This is a genomic window from Streptomyces sp. NPDC017676 (assembly GCF_044329325.1).
Classification (GTDB): Bacteria; Actinomycetota; Actinomycetes; order Streptomycetales; family Streptomycetaceae; genus Streptomyces.
In genome coordinates, this window is record NZ_JBIRJA010000020.1 from 118170 (window position 1) to 136821 (window position 18652).

The 18652-nt window shown below is 72.6% G+C and carries 16 protein-coding genes; 9 read left to right on the top strand and 7 right to left on the bottom strand.

What is annotated here, in order from left to right; translation table 11 throughout:
• Positions 1-21: 21 nt before the first annotated feature.
• Positions 22-1863: an asparagine synthase (glutamine-hydrolyzing) gene (gene asnB, locus ACH4LD_RS35195; RefSeq protein ID WP_398058177.1), complete on the top strand. Its 1842-nt coding sequence runs from the start codon at positions 22-24 to the stop codon at positions 1861-1863.
• A 4-nt stretch (positions 1864-1867) separates the two neighbouring features.
• On the opposite strand, the gene ACH4LD_RS35200 is transcribed toward asnB, so the two are convergent.
• Together ACH4LD_RS35200 and ACH4LD_RS35205 are read right to left on the bottom strand one after the other, a co-directional pair.
• Positions 1868-2392, bottom strand: a complete 525-nt coding sequence (locus ACH4LD_RS35200) for a DUF4232 domain-containing protein (protein ID WP_398058178.1) — start codon at positions 2390-2392, stop codon at positions 1868-1870.
• A 179-nt stretch (positions 2393-2571) separates the two neighbouring features.
• A complete protein-coding gene (locus ACH4LD_RS35205) occupies positions 2572-4176 on the bottom strand; it encodes an alpha/beta hydrolase (protein ID WP_398058179.1) in 1605 nt (534 codons plus the stop codon).
• Positions 4177-4460: 284 nt separating this feature from the next.
• Between ACH4LD_RS35205 and ACH4LD_RS35210 the strand changes: the two genes are divergently transcribed.
• Both ACH4LD_RS35210 and ACH4LD_RS35215 read left to right on the top strand, forming a co-directional pair.
• The gene (locus tag ACH4LD_RS35210; protein ID WP_398058180.1) at positions 4461-5144 is read left to right on the top strand and encodes a chaplin; all 684 of its coding nucleotides are present in this window, start codon (positions 4461-4463) and stop codon (positions 5142-5144) included.
• Positions 5145-5606: 462 nt separating this feature from the next.
• Positions 5607-6479 (top strand): GNAT family N-acetyltransferase, encoded by an 873-nt coding sequence (locus tag ACH4LD_RS35215; protein ID WP_398058181.1) that lies wholly within the window; start codon positions 5607-5609, stop codon positions 6477-6479.
• Positions 6480-6481: 2 nt separating this feature from the next.
• Here the strand turns inward: ACH4LD_RS35215 and ACH4LD_RS35220 are convergent, their stop codons facing one another.
• Positions 6482-6973, bottom strand: a complete 492-nt coding sequence (locus tag ACH4LD_RS35220; RefSeq protein ID WP_398058182.1) for a nucleoside deaminase — start codon at positions 6971-6973, stop codon at positions 6482-6484.
• On the bottom strand, positions 6957-8243 hold the full coding sequence (locus tag ACH4LD_RS35225) for an MFS transporter (protein ID WP_398058183.1): 1287 nt from the start codon (positions 8241-8243) through the stop codon (positions 6957-6959). Before ACH4LD_RS35225 ends, ACH4LD_RS35220 begins: the two co-directional genes overlap by 17 nt.
• 60 nt (positions 8244-8303) lie before the next feature.
• Here ACH4LD_RS35225 and ACH4LD_RS35230 point away from each other — a divergent pair, with 60 nt between their 5' ends.
• Positions 8304-8675: a MerR family transcriptional regulator gene (locus ACH4LD_RS35230; protein WP_132790465.1), complete on the top strand. Its 372-nt coding sequence runs from the start codon at positions 8304-8306 to the stop codon at positions 8673-8675.
• A gap of 73 nt (positions 8676-8748) precedes the next feature.
• The gene (locus tag ACH4LD_RS35235; RefSeq protein ID WP_207928603.1) at positions 8749-9525 is read left to right on the top strand and encodes a GNAT family N-acetyltransferase; all 777 of its coding nucleotides are present in this window, start codon (positions 8749-8751) and stop codon (positions 9523-9525) included.
• Position 9526: 1 nt separating this feature from the next.
• On the opposite strand, the gene ACH4LD_RS35240 is transcribed toward ACH4LD_RS35235, so the two are convergent.
• Entirely contained in the window at positions 9527-9790 is a 264-nt protein-coding gene (locus tag ACH4LD_RS35240; protein ID WP_132790463.1) for a GlsB/YeaQ/YmgE family stress response membrane protein, read from the bottom strand.
• A gap of 227 nt (positions 9791-10017) precedes the next feature.
• On the opposite strand from ACH4LD_RS35240, the gene ACH4LD_RS35245 reads away from it, so the two are divergent.
• Positions 10018-11466, top strand: a complete 1449-nt coding sequence (locus tag ACH4LD_RS35245; protein WP_398058184.1) for a hydrolase — start codon at positions 10018-10020, stop codon at positions 11464-11466.
• A gap of 42 nt (positions 11467-11508) precedes the next feature.
• On the opposite strand, the gene ACH4LD_RS35250 is transcribed toward ACH4LD_RS35245, so the two are convergent.
• Together ACH4LD_RS35250 and ACH4LD_RS35255 are read right to left on the bottom strand one after the other, a co-directional pair.
• Positions 11509-14223: a glycosyl hydrolase 2 galactose-binding domain-containing protein gene (locus tag ACH4LD_RS35250; protein WP_398058185.1), complete on the bottom strand. Its 2715-nt coding sequence runs from the start codon at positions 14221-14223 to the stop codon at positions 11509-11511.
• A 106-nt stretch (positions 14224-14329) separates the two neighbouring features.
• Positions 14330-15514, bottom strand: a complete 1185-nt coding sequence (locus ACH4LD_RS35255; protein WP_398058186.1) for an ROK family protein — start codon at positions 15512-15514, stop codon at positions 14330-14332.
• A gap of 116 nt (positions 15515-15630) precedes the next feature.
• On the opposite strand from ACH4LD_RS35255, the gene ACH4LD_RS35260 reads away from it, so the two are divergent.
• The 3 genes from ACH4LD_RS35260 to ACH4LD_RS35270 all read left to right on the top strand — a co-directional run bounded on the left by ACH4LD_RS35260 (position 15631) and on the right by ACH4LD_RS35270 (position 18522).
• A complete protein-coding gene (locus ACH4LD_RS35260) occupies positions 15631-17088 on the top strand; it encodes an APC family permease (protein WP_398058187.1) in 1458 nt (485 codons plus the stop codon).
• A gap of 68 nt (positions 17089-17156) precedes the next feature.
• On the top strand, positions 17157-17669 hold the full coding sequence (locus ACH4LD_RS35265) for a GNAT family N-acetyltransferase (protein ID WP_398058188.1): 513 nt from the start codon (positions 17157-17159) through the stop codon (positions 17667-17669).
• Positions 17670-17754: 85 nt separating this feature from the next.
• On the top strand, positions 17755-18522 hold the full coding sequence (locus ACH4LD_RS35270; RefSeq protein ID WP_132790510.1) for a metalloregulator ArsR/SmtB family transcription factor: 768 nt from the start codon (positions 17755-17757) through the stop codon (positions 18520-18522).
• The last annotated feature ends 130 nt before the right edge of the window (positions 18523-18652 follow it).

Sequence of the window (18652 nt, forward strand, 5' to 3'; positions counted from 1 at the left end):
GCCGGAGGCAGGAGGTAGCGCATGTGCGGCATCACCGGATGGGTCTCCTTCGACCGTGACCTGACGGCCGAGGCCACCACATTGCATGCGATGACCGAGACGATGGCCTGCCGGGGCCCGGACGACCGCGGCACCTGGACCGAGGGCCCCGCCGCCCTGGGACACCGCCGGCTCGCCATCATCGATCTCCCCGGCGGCCGTCAGCCGATGTCCCTGCCGACCCCCGAGGGCACCGTCGCCCTCGTCTACTCCGGGGAGGCCTACAACTTCACCGAGCTGCGGCGGGAACTCATGGACCGCGGCCACCGGTTCACCACCGACTCCGACACCGAGGTCGTGCTGCACGGCTACCTGGAGTGGGGCGACGCCGTCGCCGAACGGCTCAACGGCATGTACGCGTTCGCCGTGTGGGACGGCCGCGTCGACAAGCTGGTCATGATCCGCGACCGCATGGGCATCAAGCCCTTCTACTACCAGCCCACCGCCGACGGCGTCCTCTTCGGCTCCGAACCCAAGGCGATCCTCGCCAACCCGCTGGTCCGGCCCCGCGTCACGCTGGACGGCCTGCGCGAGCTGTTCGTCATGGTCAAGACGCCGGGCCACGCCTTCTGGGACGGCATGCGCGAGGTGGAGCCCGGCACGGTCGTCACCGTCGACCGCTCCGGCCTGTCCACCCGCGTGTACTGGCGTCTGGAGACCCGCCCGCACACCGACGACCGCGACACCACCATCGTCACCGTGCGCTCGCTCCTCGACGACATCGTGCGCCGCCAGCTGGTCGCCGACGTGCCGCGCTGCACCCTGCTCTCCGGCGGGCTCGACTCCTCCGCCATGACCGCGCTGGCCGCCCGGCAACTCGCCGCGCAGGGCGAGAAGGTGCGCAGTTTCGCCGTCGACTTCGTCGGCCAGACCGACAACTTCGTCGCCGACGAGCTGCGCGGCACCCCCGACACACCCTTCGTGCACGACGTGGCCCGGCTCGCCGGCACCGACCACCAGGACATCGTGCTCGACGCCGACGCCCTCGCCGATCCCGCCGTCCGCGCCCAGGTCATCCGGGCCCGCGACCTGCCGTCCGGCCTCGGCGACATGGACAGCTCCCTGCTGCTGCTCTTCCGCGCCATCCGGGAGAAGTCCACGGTGGCCCTGTCCGGCGAGTCCGCCGACGAGGTCTTCGGCGGCTACCTCCAGTTCTTCGACGAGGAGGCGCGCCGCGCGGACACCTTCCCGTGGCTGACGACCATGGGCCGCCACTTCGGCGAGGACGCCGGCGTGGTGCGCGCCGACCTCGCCAAGTCGCTGGACCTGGAGAGCTATGTCGCCGACGGCTACCGCACCGCCGTCGCCGGCATCGACCGGCTGGACGGCGAGAGCGACTTCGAGTTCCGGATGCGGCAGATCAGCCACCTCCACCTGACCCGCTTCGTGCGCATGCTGCTCGACCGCAAGGACCGTATGAGCATGGCCGTCGGACTGGAGGTACGGGTGCCGTTCTGCGACCACCGGCTGGTCGAGTACGTCTACAACACGCCCTGGGCCCTGAAGTCCTTCGACGGCCGGGAGAAGAGCCTGCTGCGGGAGGCGGCGGCGGACGTCCTGCCGCGCTCGGTGTACGAGCGGGTCAAGAGCCCGTACCCGTCCACGCAGGACCCCCGGTACGCCCGCGCCCTCCAGGAGCAGACCAAGGACCTGCTCGCCCGGCCCTCCCACCCCGTCTTCGAGCTCGTCGACCGGGACCGGGTCAGGCAGGCCGCCGAACGCGAGGCGCCGGTCAGCACCCAGGCGGCCCGGCGGGGCCTGGAACGCACCCTGGACCTCGCGGCGTGGCTGGACCTCTACTCGCCCGAGCTGGTGCTCGACTGAGCGGTCAGCCGAGCCCGATGGCACGGTCGGCGGCCTCCGCCGACCGCTGCCACCACGTGGTCACCGGCTCCCACACGAGCACCCGGCGCCCGGTGCCGAGCCGCCCCGCCGTGAAGGAGCGGCCCCAGTGCGCGGCCGACGCCGCCACCCCGACCCCCACCACCCGGCGGGCCTCCGGATCCGCCGGGTCGGCGATGGTCCGCACGTCGGCCCAGGCCGTGCCGCCCGCCGCGAGCCGGTAGCTGCCCGCGCCGCCCTCCGGCACCGGCAGCGCGATCCCGTCCAGGTCCCCGAAGGTCACCGTGGGCACCCGGTCGACGACACACGCGCGGGTGCCGCGGTTGGTGACGCTGGTGCGCAGCACGGTCGGGTGGCCGGTCACGGCCTTCGCCCGGATCGTCAGCGCCTTCTCGGCGCAGCGGGCGGGCCGGTCCTGTCCGGTGGCGGCCTGACTCTGCGGGGCGGTCAGCAGCAGGGCCGCCACGGCGGCCGAGGTGGCGGGTACGGCGATGACGGCACGCATGCGCATGACGGGCTCCCTGTCGCGGTCACGTTGGGATGGGCGGGATACGGCGGCCTGGGCGCGCCTTGTCGAGTGGGACGGCCGGCGCGGCCGGGAGGTTGCCCCGGTGCGCGGCATTCACCCCAATGCGCCACGTCCGGTGCCGGCCGGCGCGGGGTGGACCGGCGGCCGGTGGCGCGCGGCCCTCAGCCGGTGCTGTCCGAGGTGACACTCTGGCGGGTCGCGTCGGCCGGGCAGGAACTGCCGCTCGCGGGCAGCGAGCCGTACAGCAGGAAGTCGTTGACCTTGCGGTGCACACACATGGAGGACGAGTACCCGGTGTGGCCCTCACCCTTGTTGTCGAGCACCACCGCCGACGGGCCGAGCCGGTGTGCCGTCTCCACGGTCCACCGGTACGGCGTCGCCGGATCGCCGCGCGTGCCGACGAGCAGCATCTTCGCCGAGCGCACGTCCTTCACCCGGTCGCGGATGAAGCCGGTGCCCTTGGGGCGGCCGTAGCACAGCAGCAGCTGGGTGAGCCGGTAGCGGCCGAAGACCGGTGAGGCCTGGTCGTAGGCGGCCCGCAGGTCCTTCAGGTCCTCGGTGAGCCGAGCCGCGGTGGGCCGGTCGGGGTCGTCCGCGCAGTTGATCGCCATCAGCGCGGCCGGCAGGTTGTCCGCCGGGATGTCCTGGGCGTCGGCCAGTCCGCCGTCCGGCCGGTGCCGCTCGTGGGGCAGGCCGATGCCGCCCGTGGTGAAGGCCAGGACGCGCCGGGTGTCGCCGTCTTCCATCAGCGAGGCCAGCGCGCGCTCCAGCGAGGGCCACAGCTCCCTGCTGTACAGGGCCTGTCCGATGGCGCCCACCAGGTCCTGGCCGGAGAACGATCCGCCGGAGCCCGTGGGCACCGGGTTCTCGTCGAGCGAGCGCACCAGCCGGATCACCTCGGCCCCGGCTTTGCGCCGGTCCTGCCCGAACGGACAGCCGAGATCCGTCGTACACCAGTCCAGGAAGTCGTCCAGCGCTGTCTGCTGCCCCTCGGCCCCCGCCGCCCCCTGCTCGGCCAGCGACTCGGTCAGCGTGTCCACGCCGTCCAGGACGACCCGGCCGACCTTTCCGGGGAACTGCGCCGCGTACACCGCGCCGAGCCGGCTGCCGTAGGAGAAGCCCAGGTAGTTGAGCCGGCCGTCGCCGAGCGCCTGGCGGATGACGTCCAGGTCGCGGGAGGCGTTCACGGTGCCGATGTGGGGCAGCACCGGGCCGGAGGACCGGGCGCACTGGTCGGCGGCCTGCCGCAACCGCTTGAACAGCGTCTGGGGACGGCTCATGTCGGTGTCCTTCTCCGTCACGGCCGCGGCCGCGTCGCTGCCCTCGCCGCAGCTGACGGGGGAGGAGCGGCCGACCCCGCGCGGGTCGAAGGTGACCAGGTCGTATCCCTTGGTCAGGTCCATGAACTGCTTGCCCTCGGCGGCCAGGGCGGGGATGCCGGCGCCGCCCGGACCACCGAAGTTCAGCAGCAGCGAGCCCTGGGGCGTCCCGTCGGCGCGGTAGCGGGCCAGCGCCACGTCGAGCGTGCCGGCGCGCGGTCGCGCGTAGTCGAGCGGGACGGTGACCTTCGCGCACTGGAGGTCCTTCGGCATGTCCGCCCCCCGGCAGGCGGTCCAGGTGAGCTTCTGCCGGTAGAAGCGGGACAGGTCGGGCTGCGGCTGGTCGGCGGCAGCCGCGGGCAGCCCGGCTCCGAGCAGCGCGAGGGCGAGGGCCGAGGCGCCCGCGCAGCGCCGGACGGCGGGCCGTGTGGACAGCTTGGCCAGCATGGTTCGCCTCCCGGGGCGCCCGCCGCGGACCGGGGTCGGCGCCCTCGGATCAGGTTAAGCGGGCACCGGACGGCCCGCCTCCGGGCGAGCGAGGCGGCTGCCGCCGGGGTAGTCTGCCGCGCCCTCCGTGCCCGGTCGGTGATCTTTCAGCGGCTTTACATGCAGTTCGATAACCGTGCCGCTCGATGGGGTGAAAGACCGATTAGCCATAACTCCGATTGGTTCGACTCCGTTCTAGGTGGTGCGGGTGAGTGCTCGCGATGATGTCTGGAAGGCAGGAACCTATGAGACGGGCTACCCGAAACGGTGTGATCGCCGTCGCCGCCGCGTCCGGCGCGATGGCCGTGGCGCTGCCGGTGTCCACCGCCTTCGCGGCGGGCGGGTCCGACGCCCACGGCTCGGCGGCCGACTCGCCCGGGCTGATCTCCGGCAACGGCATCCAGCTGCCGGTGCATGTGCCGGTGAACGTCTGCGGCAACACGGTGAACGTCGTGGGGCTGCTCAACCCGGCCGCCGGCAACGCGTGCGCGAACACCGGCGGGCGAAAGAGCGGCGGCACGGGGAAGGACGGGGCACCGGCCACGTCCGGCGGGGCGTCCGCCCACGGCGCCACCGAGGACTCGCCCGGGGTGCTCTCGGGCAACGGCGTCCAGCTCCCCGTCGACCTGCCGGTCAACGTCACCGGGAACAGCGTCGACGTCGTCGGCATCGGCAACCCGGCCCACGGCAACCAGTCGGTCAACGGCCCCGGCGACGAGCCGACCCCGCACCCGCGGACCCCGGCCCCGACGCACCGGGCCCCGAAGCCGCCGGCCCCCGTCCGGTCGCACCCCGCTCCGCACCCGGGGACCGCCACGCTGGCCCACACGGGAGCGGACCTGACGGCCCCGGCCGTCGCCGGCAGCGCCGCGCTCCTCCTCACCGGCGCGATCCTGTACCGCCGCTTCCGCCCCGGCCGCCCCCACTGACCCACCCCTCACACGGCCCCACCGGCCCCCGCCCCGGCGGGGCCGTGCGCTCCGTCGGGGGTGGTCAGGGGTGCGGCCTCCTCGGACCCCGACCGTGGGGCCGTGAAAGCTGGCGGACGCCCTGGAGCAGGCAGTAAGGAAGGGCCTCATCCGTCGGTTTCCGTTCCGGCGCGCCCGGCCTCATGTGTGCCCCTCATCCCATGCCGTACCGCCCCCGCGGAGCGGCTGACGGCACCGTGAAGCCGATCCGGTCGAACACCGCGTCCCAGGGGCCCTCCCGCAAGGCCGCCGCTATCCCGTGTCCAGGCGTCACCGAACTCCCTCGTGCCGTTGACGGAGTCCAGCCGTATCGGCCGATCTCCCCATGGCGCGGCCTCGCTTGATTCGGAAGGATGCTGCGGGCGGCCGGCGGACGGCCGTGCCGTACCGGCAGCCCCATCCCGACGGAAACGGAGCGCATCGATGACCTCTGCGACCCCCCACGACCTCGTCGTCACACGGGCCACCCTCGACGACTGGCCGGTGATCAGCGGGTGGGCGGCCGCGGAGGGCTGGAATCCCGGGCTGTCCGACGGGCCCGCGTTCTTCGCGCAGGACCCCGAGGGGTTCTTCCTCGGCCGGATCGACGGGGAGCCGGTGTCGGCCGTCTCCGTCGTCAACCACGGCCCCGACTACGCCTTCCTCGGCTGCTACCTGGTCCGCCCCGATCTGCGCGGCCGGGGACACGGGCTCACCACGTGGAAGACCGCGCTGGCGCACGCAGGGAACCGGACCGTCGGCCTGGACGGAGTCGTCGCCCAGCAGGACAACTACTGCCAGTCCGGCTTCCGTTCCGCCTACCGCACCGTCCGCTTCACCGGCACCGCCCACGAGACCGGCACCGCCCACGAGACCGGCGCGCCCGCCGGCGTCCGCCCGGTCGGGCCCGCCGACCTGGCCGCGCTCACCGCCTACGACAGCGTCTGCCACCCCGCCGACCGCCCCCGCTTCCTCGCCGAGTGGCTCCGCACGCCCGGCCACCGTGCCGTCGTCCGCGAGGAGGGCGGTCGCCCGACCGGCTACGGCGTGCTCCGCCCCGGCCACGACACCCTGCGCATCGGCCCCCTCTTCGCGGACACCGCCGACGACGCCCGGGCCCTGTTCGCCGCCCTCACCGCCGAGGCGGCCGGCAGCGAGGTGGCGATCGACGTCCCCGAGCCGAACGCGGCCGGCGTCGCCCTCGCCGAAGCGGCGGGCCTGCGCCCGTCGTTCGAGACCGCCCGCATGTACACGGGACCGGTGCGCCCGTACGCCCGGGAGCGGGTGTTCGGCGTCACCACGCTCGAACTCGGCTGACGTCAGGCAGGACGGGCGCGCCCGGCGTGGTGGCGGCGGTGCAACTCCCGTACCTCGTCGACCAGTTCCGGCACCGGCCCCTCCACGGCCACGTCGGGCGCGATGTCCCGCACGGGCAGCGTGCGCACCGGCGGCGCGGGCACGCCCAACTCGGCCAGCAGGCCGGAGAGCTGGACGGAGGAGACGATGTACACGATCCGGCCCAGCCCCACCCAGGCGTGCGCCGCCGCGCACATCGGGCAGTGCTCGCCGGAGGTGTAGACGGTCGCCGCCGCGCGCTCCCCGGGCGTCAGGTGCGCGGCCGACCAACGGGCCAGCTCGAACTCGGGGTGCCGGGTGCGGTCCCCGTCCGCGACCCGGTTGCGGTCCTCCGCCAGCACGGCCCCGTCCCCGGCCACGAGCACCGACCCGAAGGGCTCGTCACCGGCGTCCAGCGCCTCTGTCGCCAGCTCCACACAGCGGCGCAGATGCCGCAGCTCACTGTCCCGGACCATCGGCCCACCTCCTCACGGCATGATCTCCGGCGGGGCACGCTACGGCCACCGCGGCCGTTCCGGCCAGTACGTTTGCCTCGGGGGCAACGGCCCGTCGCCGGGCCGGGAAGGCGTACCGGCGCCCGGCCGCGACCGTCGCGAGCGCCAGCAGGACCGGCGGCAGCGCGGTCCAGGGCAGCGCCCCTGCGCCCGCCGCGTCCAGCGCCAGCCCGCCGGTGAGCGAACCGGCGGCGATGCCCGCGTTGTACACGGTGGTCTGCAACGAGGTCGCCACATCGGCGTCGGCCGGCCCCGACGCGTCGACCAGCGCGGTCTGGATCAGCGTGGGCGCCCCGCCGAAGGCCACGCCCCACAGCGCCACCGCGCCGACCAGCAGTCCGGGCACTCGGGCGGCCAGGCCCAGCACCAGCAGCACGGCGGCGACCAGGGCGAGCGCCGTGAGCAGGGTGGGGCGCGGCCTGCTGTCGACCAGCACACCGGTGAGCCAGATACCGGCCACCGTGGCGGACCCGAACACCGCGAGCAGCACGCCCGTACGGCCGTACCCCGCGTGCGCGGCGAACGGGGCGAGGTACGTGTACATCACCTGGTGTCCCAGCAGCAGGAGCAGTGTCACGGACAGCACCGGGCGGATCCCGGGGCGGACGGCGACCCGCACCAGGGGCACGCGCGCGTGCGGCGTCTCGCCGGGGAAGCCGGGCACCCGCAGCCGTACCCAGCCCACGAGCAGCACGGCGAGCGCGGCGAGCGTGCCGAACGCGGCCCGCCAGCCCACCGTTCCGGCCAGCGCGGTACCGGCGGGCACGCCGAGCGCCAGGGCCAGTGTGATCCCGGCCAGCACGACCGCGATGGCCCGGCCGCGCCGCTCGGCCGGCACCATCCGGGCCGCGTACCCGGCGAGCATCGCCCACAGCGTGCCGCCCATCGCTCCGGCCAGCAGCCGGGCCGCGACGGTGAGCGGGTACGACGACGACACCGCCACCAGCGCGTCGCTGACGGCGAATCCCAGCAGCGTGCCGCACAGGACCGGCCGCCGGGGGAGTCCCCGCAAGGCCGCGGTCACCGGGATCGCGGCCACGAAGGAGGCGGCGGCGTACGCGGTGACGAGGAATCCGATCCGGGACTCGGCCACCCCCAGCGGGGGCGCCATCGCGGGCAGCAGGCCCGCCGGGAGGAGTTCGGTCAGTACGGCGGTGAACGCGGCGCAGGACAGGGCGAGCAGCCCCGACCACGGCAGGCGGCCGCCCTCGACCTGGGAGGACAGGGTCATGCGACCATGGTCGAAGCCTCACATCAGTGTGAAGGTCAAGCCTGGGTCCGGGAGGCCGGCATGCGCATCGGTGAGCTGTCCCGCCGTACGGGCGTCCCCACCCGGCTGCTGCGGTACTACGAGGAACAGCACCTGCTCCACCCGGAACGCGCCGCCAACGGCTACCGCGGCTATCCCGAGTCCGCGGTCGCCCGCGTGGGGCAGATCCGCGGCCTGCTGGACTCCGGTCTGACCACCGGGATGATCCGCGCGATTCTGCCGTACCTGTGCGGTCCGGGTCATCTCGTGCCGGCCCCCGAGGACGTGCCGCCGGAGACGGCCGCCCTGCTCCAGGAGCACATCGACCGCATCCAGGCCCGCATCGACTGCCTGGCCCGCAACCGGGACCGCCTCACCGCCTACCTGGCGGCGGTACGGCCGGACGGCCGCTGACCCCCCGTCAGATCCCCCGAGTGTGCCCGGTAAATCCTTTGTGGCTGCCCGGCCGGCATGCTGAAGTGAGGCCATGGATCATGCCTCAGTGCTCGCTGTGTACGACCGGGACCTGCGCGAGGGTGCCCGGCCCGACGGACCCGGGGCCCGGATCGAGCGGGCCGGCGGGGTGGTGCGCCAGGTCACGGACGCGCACGGCTGGAACGGCGTGCTCTGGTCCGGCCTGGGCGCGGCGGACGTGGACCGGACCGTCCGCGAGCAGATCGCCTACTTCGGCGGCCTGGGCCTGGACTTCGAGTGGAAGCTCTACGCCCATGACGAGCCGGCCGATCTCGGTGACCGGCTGCTCGCCGCCGGATTCCGGGCCGAGCCCGCGGAGACGCTGATGGTGGCCGAGGTGACCGGGCTCCCGTTGGACACCGCGCCGCCGGCCGGCGTCCGCTTCGTCGAGGCCACCGATCCGGCCGGTGTCGACCTCGTCGTGGACGTGCACGAGAGGGTCTTCGGGACCGACGGCGGCGGGCTGCGGCACCGGTTGCTCGGCCGCCTGGCCGCCGACCCCGGCACGGTCGTCGCCGTGGCGGCCCTCGCCGGCGGCGAACCCGTCGCCGCCGCCCGCATGGAGTTGGTGCCCGGCACCCGGTTCGCCGGGCTGTGGGGCGGCGGCACGGTCGAGGCCTGGCGGGGCCGGGGCATCTACCGCGCCCTGATCGCCCACCGCGCCCGTGTCGCCGCCGCCCAGGGCTACCGCTACGTCCATGTCGACGCCTCGTCCATGAGCCGCCCGATCCTGGCCCGTCTCGGCTTCCACGCGCTGAGCACCACGACGCCCCACATGTACGAGAACTGACTCAGCGACGGGCCCGGCTCCGGTCCAGCGCGGCCACCCCGACGGCCGCCAGGGCTATCTGGATGAGCCACTCGATCCAGTCGGGCCCCTTCGTGTCGGCGACCCCGATCCCGGCGGCGATGGCCGAGCCCACCAGGGCGGCCACGATGCCGACGACGATGGTCCACAGGACTCCGATGTGCTGCCGCCCGGGGACGACCAGACGCCCCAGCACACCGATGATGAGGCCGATGACGATGGCGCTGATGATGCCTGAGATCTCCATGGCCGACCCTCCTTGACGGTCTTGTTCTTGATCCCCGCTGATGTGGCATGTGCCCGCTGTAAGCGGAGCCACTCCGCTCCGGTTGCCCCCGGAAGCCTCTGTTCACCGCCCCTTCATGCCATGTACCTTTCAACCGTTCGACGCGTGTAGAACCCTCAAGCGGGCTCTACGCGCGCAGACTTGGCGCCGCACTCCCTCTTCCCCACCCCTTCACGGAGGTTCGACGGATGCCCGGATGCAGGAGATCCCGCCGCAGATTCACCACCGCCCTGGCCGGCCTGGGCCTGCTGGTCACCGCAGCCGCCTTCCAGGTCGGCACCGGCACGCCCGCACACGCGGCGACCACGCACCGCGTCCTGTTCGACAACGCCCACGCCGAGACGGCCGGCAACGCCGACTGGATCATCTCCACCAGCCAGCCCGACCCGCTCGGCCAGGACTCCACCCCGTCCGCCGAGACGGACTGGACCGGCGCCCTGTCCTCCTGGGGCGTGGCCCTGCAGAAAACCGGCGACTACAGCCTGAAGACCCTGCCCTCGGGCTTCAGCCTCGGTTACGGCGGCACGTCCGCGACCGACCTGTCGAACTTCGACACGCTGGTCCTGCCGGAACCCAACACGCCGTTCACCAGCGCTGAGAAGACCGCCATCATGACCTTCGTCAAGAACGGCGGCGGTCTGTTCATGATCTCCGACCACACCGGGGCCGACCGCAACAACGACGGCTACGACGCGGTCGAGATCTTCAACGACCTGATGACGAACAACAGCGTCGACTCCACCGACCCGTTCGGCTTCTCCGTCGACTCGCTGAGCATCAGCTCCGACCACCCGGCCGCGATCAGCGACAGCAACGACCCGGTGCTCCACGGCTCCTTCGGCACCGTCACCAAGAGCCTGATCGCCAGCGGTACGACCGCCACCCTCAAGCCCGCCGACAACGCGGCCGTCAAGGGCCTGCTCTACCGCACCGGTTACTCCGGCAACACCGGTGCCTTCTTCGCCACCAGCACCTTCGGCAGCGGCCGGGTCGCGTTCTGGGGCGACAGCTCACCCATCGACGACGGCACCGGCCAGTCCGGCAACACCCTGTACGACGGCTGGAACGACTCAACCGCCACCGACGCGGCCCTCGCCCTCAACGCCACCGAGTGGCTGTCCGGCGCGGGCGGCACCAGCGGCGGCGGTGGCGGTGGCGGCACCTGCACGGCCGCCCAGCTCCTGGCCAACCCCGGGTTCGAGTCCGGCGCCACCTCCTGGACCGCCTCCAGCGGTGTGATCACCAACGACACAGGCGAGGCGGCCCGCACCGGCTCCTACAAGGCCTGGCTGAACGGCTACGGCTCCGCCCGCACCGACACCCTCGCGCAGTCGGTGACCATCCCCGCCGGCTGCACGAGCGCCACCCTGAGCTTCTACCTCCACGTCGACACCGCCGAGACGACCACCTCGACGGCCTACGACACCCTCAAGGCGCAGGTGCTGGGCAACGGCGGAACGGTGCTGTCCACCCTCGCGACCTACTCGAACCTGAACGCGGCGAGCGGCTACACCCAGCGCAGCTTCAACCTCGCGAGCTACGCGGGCCAGACCGTGACCATCAAGTTCACCGGCACCGAGGGCTCCACCCTCCAGACGTCGTTCGTCCTCGACGACACCGCGCTCAGCGTGAGCTGAGCCGGGACAGGGGGTGGGCCGCGAGGTCCACCCCCTGGGGCGTCAGGCCGCCGGCACCGTCCGCTCCGGCGTGTTCCACCCGGACACCCGCACACCCGGAGCCGAGCCGCGCAGGTCAGCCGTCCGGTAGGTGGCGGTCAGCGTCACCGACTCTCCCGGCCACAGGCTCACCTCGTTGTCCGACCAGCGCACCGGCAGCACGGGCCTGCCCCGCTCGTCCACGAGGTGCACGTCCGTCAGCAGTGCCGGGGTCCTCCCGCTCCCGTTGTGGCGCAGCGTCACGGTCGTGGTCGACATGCCGTCCGACGCACGCGTGGCCGCCGTAGCCGTCACCGGGACCTGCGCCATCGAGGTGAGCCCCTTCATGTCGGCGTAGCTCGTCGTCGGCGTGTGGTACCAGGTGGTGCCGTTCCAGTCGAGGGTGTCGGGCCGGGTGGAGAGCCAGTACACGTTCCGGCTCACCTCCGTGCCGTCCGCGTCCGTCAGCACCAGCCGGAGCAGATACGTCGGCGACAGCCCGCTCACCGAGGACGGCAGGGTCAGCGGTGTGCCGTGCGCCCCGCCGCCGTCCACCGCCACGCCGGTGACGGTCCTGTCGTACTTCTGCGTGCCGTCGGGGTCGTACAGCGTGGCCCGCGCGGTGAGGCCCTTGGCGGCAGCGGGCCGGTTGTTCACCACCACGACCGAGCGGTCGTCGTAGGAGTACTGGATGTGCAGCGGCTCGTTCGCCTTCTTCGCGCCGTAGTAGGAGCCGTTCTGGTCGAGATAGCGGTCGGTGAGCTGCCAGTGCAGGGACGTCCAGCCGCTGTTGAACATCCAGTGGATCACCCCGGTGGCGGGCCGGTCCCGGTCGGTCGCGTTGCGTCCGTACGCCTCGAACTGGGCGCGGACGTTCTCGTACTGGGCCAGCTGGGCCTTGCGGACGTAGTCGGTGAGACCGCTCGGGGCGCCGTAGCGGCCGGCGAGGGCCTCGTCGTAGATCTTCAGGGTGCCGAAGACGGGGGACGGCGAGCGGTGGTACTGCCTGGCGTCCGGGTCCCTCCACAGGGTGTCGAGTTCGGCGGGCGTCATCATCCGGCGCAGGGTGTCGAGGGTGGGGATGCTGGGGCCCGCGCTGGTCTCGGAGTTGAACCCGGTCGCCCCGCCCTCCCGCTTGGCGTACCAGTAGCCGGGCGGCACCCAGTCGTAGGGGCCGGTCATCTTCATGCCCGAGCTGCCCAGCCGTGGGGAGGAGCGGTCGGAGGCGGAGGAGACGACGGGGGTGGGCCAGTCGGCGGACTCCAGGGCGTCCAGGTAGCCCTTCTCGATCGTCGCGTCGGGGGCGAAGTCGCTGCCGATCAGGAAGGAGACGACGCTCGGGTGGTCACGCAGCCGCGCGGCCTCGGCGGCCATGGACGCCCTGGCGACCGGGTAGTCGGCGTCGGTCCACCGGTCGCCCTTCTCGTCGCCGTTGAACTCGCCCTCCCATTTGTCGCAGCACTCCCAGCCCGGCAGGGTGAGCACGCCGTAGCGGTCGGCCAGGTCGAAGAACTCGTCCGGTTCCAGGTGGCCTTCCAGGCGCAGGGTGTTCAGGCCCAGGTCCAGGGCGTACTTCAAGCGGTCTTCTACATAGGCGGGGTCCCAGCGCAGGAACTCGTCCGGGGACCAGCCGCCGCCCTTGATCAGCAGCTTGCGGCCGTTGATCCGGTACTGGCGGGCGCCGTCGGAGTTCAGCGGGGCCCGCACGTCCCGGATGCCGAAGGTCTCGTGCGCGGTGTCCGACGTCGTGCCGGCCACGGTGGCGGTGAGGTCGAGGTCGTACAGCGGCTGTCCGCCCATGCCGGCCGGCCACCACACCTTCGGGTCGGTGAGGTGCAGCCCGGGGGTGTCGGCGGGGGAGAAGGTGACGGTCTTCGTCTCGTGCGCGGCCAGCGAGACCGTCGTGCGGAAGTCCGTCCCGTCGACGCTGCCGCCGACCTCAGCGGTGACCGGCGCGTCCGTGTCGTTGCGGGCCTCGGCCTTGACGGTCAGGTCGGCCGAGACGAGCGACGGCACCGCCAGCTTCGTGACCACGTGCGCGTCGCGCAGCGCGACCGGGCCGCCCCTGCGGACCAGGACGTCCCGGACGATTCCCATGTTCTGGTCGGGCGGCGGCTGGATCCAGTCGATCCAGCCCATGGTCAGGTCCTTGAGCGGGTCGTTGGGCCGGATGCGGAAGGCGACCGTGTTGGTGCCGGACCTGACCAGCGAGGTGATGTCCAGCTCGTGACGGGTGTAGGCGCCGGTCACCTCGGCGGCCTTCGCCACCTGCCGGCCGTTCACATAGACGTCCGCCGCCGAGACGACCCCGCTGAAGTCGAGGGAGGTGCGCTGCCGGGTGTCACGGACGGTGAAGTCGGCGCGGTACCACCAGGGCACCTCGAAGTCGGCCCGGGGGATCTTCTGCTGGTCGGTGGAGTGGAACGGGTCGGCGTACACACCGTTCGCCAGCAGTGCGGCCAGCACCGTGGAGCGCGGGCCCGCCGGATACCAGCCCCGCGCCGGATAGCCGGGGGAGGACACGGCCGCCGCCGAGTCGCCCACCTTCGCCGTGGACTGGACGGCGTAGCCGGACAGCGGGGTGCTGCTGCCGGCGGCCGAGGGGACGTGGGTGATCCGGGCGGGCCGGTGGGGCTCCGCCGTGTCCCGGGGGCCGGCCCAGGCGCCGGTGGCCAGGGAGCCGACCAGGGCGAGGAGCGCGGCGGTCAGGGGGAGCCGGCGGGCGGGGCGAGGGAACACGGCGGTCTCCAGCCTCGTAAAGTTAGGAAACTTTACTAACCTGGGCCACGCTAGGACGCACCACGGGCCGTGTCAACGAACCCCGCCGTGGTGGCCGTTGAACGGGTCAGGTTCCGGCCGTACGGCGTTCGAACACCAGGTCGCGGGCCGTGTCCAGGGCCGTGGCCACCGCGCCCAGCAGGACGGCGTCCTCGCCGAGCCGGCTCGGCGCGATCCGGGGCCGCAACGGGGTCAGCGCCCGCAACCGCTCCCGCACGGGCCGCAGCAGCAGATCGACACTGTGCCCGACACCGCCGCCGAGCACCACGAGGTCCGGGTCGAGCACGGCGGCGGCCGCCGCCACGGTGTGCGCTATCCGCTCGCCCTCCAGCTCCACGGCCCGCACGGCGCCCGGATGCCCCTGCCGTGCCGCGTCGAACACGGCCTTCGCCGTGAGCTGCCCGCGCATCCCGAACTGCCGGGCGGACTCCACCACCGCCACCCCCGACACCGCGTCCTCCAGCCGCTCCGGCTTCTGCCTCCCGTGCCACGGCAGGAAGCCGATCTCCCCGGCCAGCCCGCGCGCGCCCGTGAACAGCCGCCCCTCGCTGACCACCCCCATCCCCAGGCCGGTGCCGATCAGGATGTACGCGAAGAGCCGGCTGCCCGCGCCGACGCCGTAGGTGTACTCGCCGAGCGCCGCCAGATTGGCGTCGTTGTGCACCTCCAGCGGCACGCCCAGCTCCGCGCGTATGCCGTCCACCAGCCCGGCCCGTCCCCAGCCGGGCAGGTGCATCGCGTAGCGCACCCGCCGCTGCTTCTCGTCGTACACCCCCGGTGTGCCGACCACTGCGTGCACCACCTCCGCCGGGTCCACGCCCGAGTTGGCGATCACCTGGCGGGCGGTGCTCACCACCAGGTCGGTGAGGGCGGCCGAGGCGCGGGCCCGGTTGCGTACGTCGGCCCGGGCCACGACCGTGCCGTCCAGGTCGACCACCGCCACGCGCAGCCAGCCCCGGCCGATGTCCACGCCGAGCGCGTACCCGGCGGCCGGGTCGGGGGCGTAGAGCACGGCGGTGCGCCCGCGCTCCGGGGCCTGTGTGCCGACCTCGTGCACCAGGCCGGCCGCCGCCAGCGAGGCCAGCGCGCTGGAGACCGTCGGCTTCGACAGGCCCGTCTCCCGGGCCAGTTGGGCCCGCGAGGCGGCGCCGAGCGCGCGCAGCCGGTCCAGCAGCAGCCGCTCGTTGGTACTGCGCAGCCGCCGGCGGCTCCAGGGCTGTTCCGGCTGCTCTACGACGTCGCTGGCGGGCATCGCACCATTCTCGTGCATTCCTGTCGCACACTTGACGCCTCTAGTAAGGCTCCTTAACTTTATCCGCCAGTCACCCTCCGCCGGGCGTCGCACGCCCGTCGCGTCAGGAGTCCCCCATGTCCGGTAGCCCGCCACCCCCGGGTGGATTCGTCCGCCGTGTCGGCCTGTTCCAGGCCACGGCGATCAACATGAGCCAGATGTGCGGCATCGGGCCGTTCGTGACGATCCCGCTGATGGTCGCCGCGTTCGGCGGCCCCCAGGCGGTCATCGGGTTCGTCGCCGGCGCGGTCCTGGCGCTGTGCGACGGCCTGGTCTGGGCCGAGCTGGGCGCCTCCCTGCCCGGCTCCGGCGGCAGTTACCTCTATCTGCGCCAGGCCTTCCAGTACCGCACCGGCCGTCTGATGCCCTTCCTGTTCGTGTGGACGGCGATGCTCTTCATCCCGCTGATCATGTCCACGGGCGTGGTCGGCTTCGTCCAGTACCTGGGCTATCTCGCCCCCGGTCTCGGGCAGACCGCCGGTGACCTGATCGGCCTCGGCGTCATCGCCCTGGTGGTGATCCTGCTCTGGCGCGGCATCGAGCACATCGCCCGGATCACCGCCGTGATGTGGACCGTGATGATCGCCTCCGTGCTGCTGGTCATCGTCGCCGCCGCCACCCACTTCAGCCCACACATGGCCTTCACCTACCCGGCGGGGGCTTTCAATGTGATGAGCAACCACTTCTGGCTCGGCTTCGCGGCGGGCCTGACCATCGGCATCTACGACTACCTCGGCTACAACACCACCGCCTACATGGGCGCCGAGATCAAGGAGCCCGGACGTACACTGCCGCGCTCCATCCTCTTCTCGATCCTCGGCATCATGGCGATCTATCTGCTGCTGCAGATCGGCACCCTGGGTGTCGTCGACTGGCACCGGATGACCGACCCGCACGACATCGCCTCCTCCTCGGTGGCCTCCGCCGTGCTGGAGGAGACCTGGGGCAAGGGCGCGGCCGACACGGTGACCGTGCTGATCCTGATCACCGCGTTCGCCTCCGTCTTCGCCGGCCTGCTAGGCGGCTCACGCGTCCCTTACGACGCCGCTCGCGACCGGGTCTTCTTCCGCCCGTACGCCAAGCTGCACCCGAGGCACCGCTTCCCCATGCTCGGCCTCGCCACCATGGGCGTGATCACCGCCGTCGGCTTCCTGATCGGCCGCCACACCGACCTCGCGACCCTGATCCAGTTGCTCACCACGGTGATGGTCATCGTGCAGGCACTGGCCCAGATCGTCGCGCTGACGGTGCTGCGCCGACGCCGGCCGGACCTGCCCCGCCCGTACCGGATGTGGCTGTACCCGCTGCCGAGCGTCGTGGCCTTCGTCGGCTGGTGCGTGATCTATGGCTACGCCGACAAGAACTCCCCGGGCCGTCATCCCATCGAGTGGTCCCTGGCCTGGCTGGCCCTCGGCGGCGTGGCCTTCGTGATCTGGGCCCGGCTGGAGAAGGTGTGGCCGTTCGGCCCGAAGGAGATCAGCGAGGAGACCGGCGCGGAATCCGCGGGGGTGGTCACGGCAACACCCTTGGCGTGAGCTAGAGTTGCGGCCATCGAAACGCACCTCCCCGGCCGGACCGCAGTCCGCCGGGGAGGCTTCGGTCCATGACCGGGATCATGACCGCGGACGTCACCGTCCGCCCCGCGACCCCCGAGGACCGGCCCGCCGTGGAGCGGCTGTGGCTGATGTTCCGCCACGATCTGTCCGAGTTCACCGGCCTCCTGCCCGCCGCCGACGGCACCTTCCGCAGTGACCGCGTGGCGTACGCCTTCACGGAGCCGGGTTGGGCGCCGTATCTGCTGACCTGCGAAGAGCGCCCCGCCGGGTTCGCCTTCGTCCGTGGGCTGGACGGTCCGGTCCGCGTGCTGAACAGCTTCTTCGTGGTGCGCGGCGCCCGGCGCCGGGGCATCGGGCTGCGGGCCGTGCGCGAGGTGCTCACCCGGCACCCCGGGCCGTGGGAGATCGCCTTCCAGCAGGACAACCCCGCCGCGGTGAACTTCTGGCCGCGCGTCGCCGAGGATCTGGCCGGCGACGCGTGGACCCGCGAGCCACGGCCGGTGCCGGGGCGGCCGGACCTGCCCGCGGACGTGTGGATCTCCCTCGCGGTGACCGGCTGACCGTGCCGGACCGGAGCCGGGCTTCCTTTACATGCAGGTAATTGCCTGCATAATGTGAGGTGTGCGATCGGAGGACGACACCGGGATGGACAAGGTCTTCAAGGCGCTGGCCGACGACACGCGCCGGCGCCTGCTCGACCGGCTCCACGAGAACAACGGCCAGACCCTGGGTGAGCTGTGCGAGCGCATCGCCATGACGCGCCAGTCGGTGACCCAGCACCTGGCCGTCCTGGAGGCCGCCAACCTGATCAGCACGGTGCGGCGGGGGCGGGAGAAGCTGCACTACCTCAACCCCGTGCCGCTCCACGAGATCCAGGAGCGGTGGATCGACAAGTTCGAGCGCCCGCGCCTCGCCGCGCTCGGCGCCGTGAAGCGACGAGCCGAGGAAGCCATGACCGACAAGCCCCGTTTCGTGTACGTCACCTACATCGCGAGCACGCCCGAGAAGGTCTGGGAGGCGCTCACCGACGCCGACCTGACGGCCGCCTACTGGGGACACCGCAACGTCTCCGACTGGCGGCCCGGTTCCCGCTGGGAGCACGTGCGCACCGACGGCTCCGGCATCGCCGACGTGGTCGGCCGGGTCGTGGCGAGCGAGCCGCCGACCCGGCTGGTGACCACGTGGGCCGCGCCGGACCAGGAGGGGCAGGAGGACCGGCACTCCCGGGTCACCTTCGAGATCCGGCCGCACGAGGACATCGTCCGCCTGACCGTCACTCACGAGGACCTCAACGACGAGGGTGAGCGCGCGGACGTCGCGTCGGGCTGGCCCGCCGTGCTGTCCAACCTGAAGTCGCTGCTGGAGACCGGCCGGACCCTGCCGCAGGAGCCGTGGCTGGTGCCGTCCCGCTGACCGTCACGGTGACCGTCCGCTGCACGCACGGGGGAACGCGGGAAACGGACGGGGGAGTGGGCGGGGAAAGGACGGGGGAGCGGGCGGGGAACGGGCGAGCGGTCGGCGGAGCGCGCAGGAACGCGGAGGC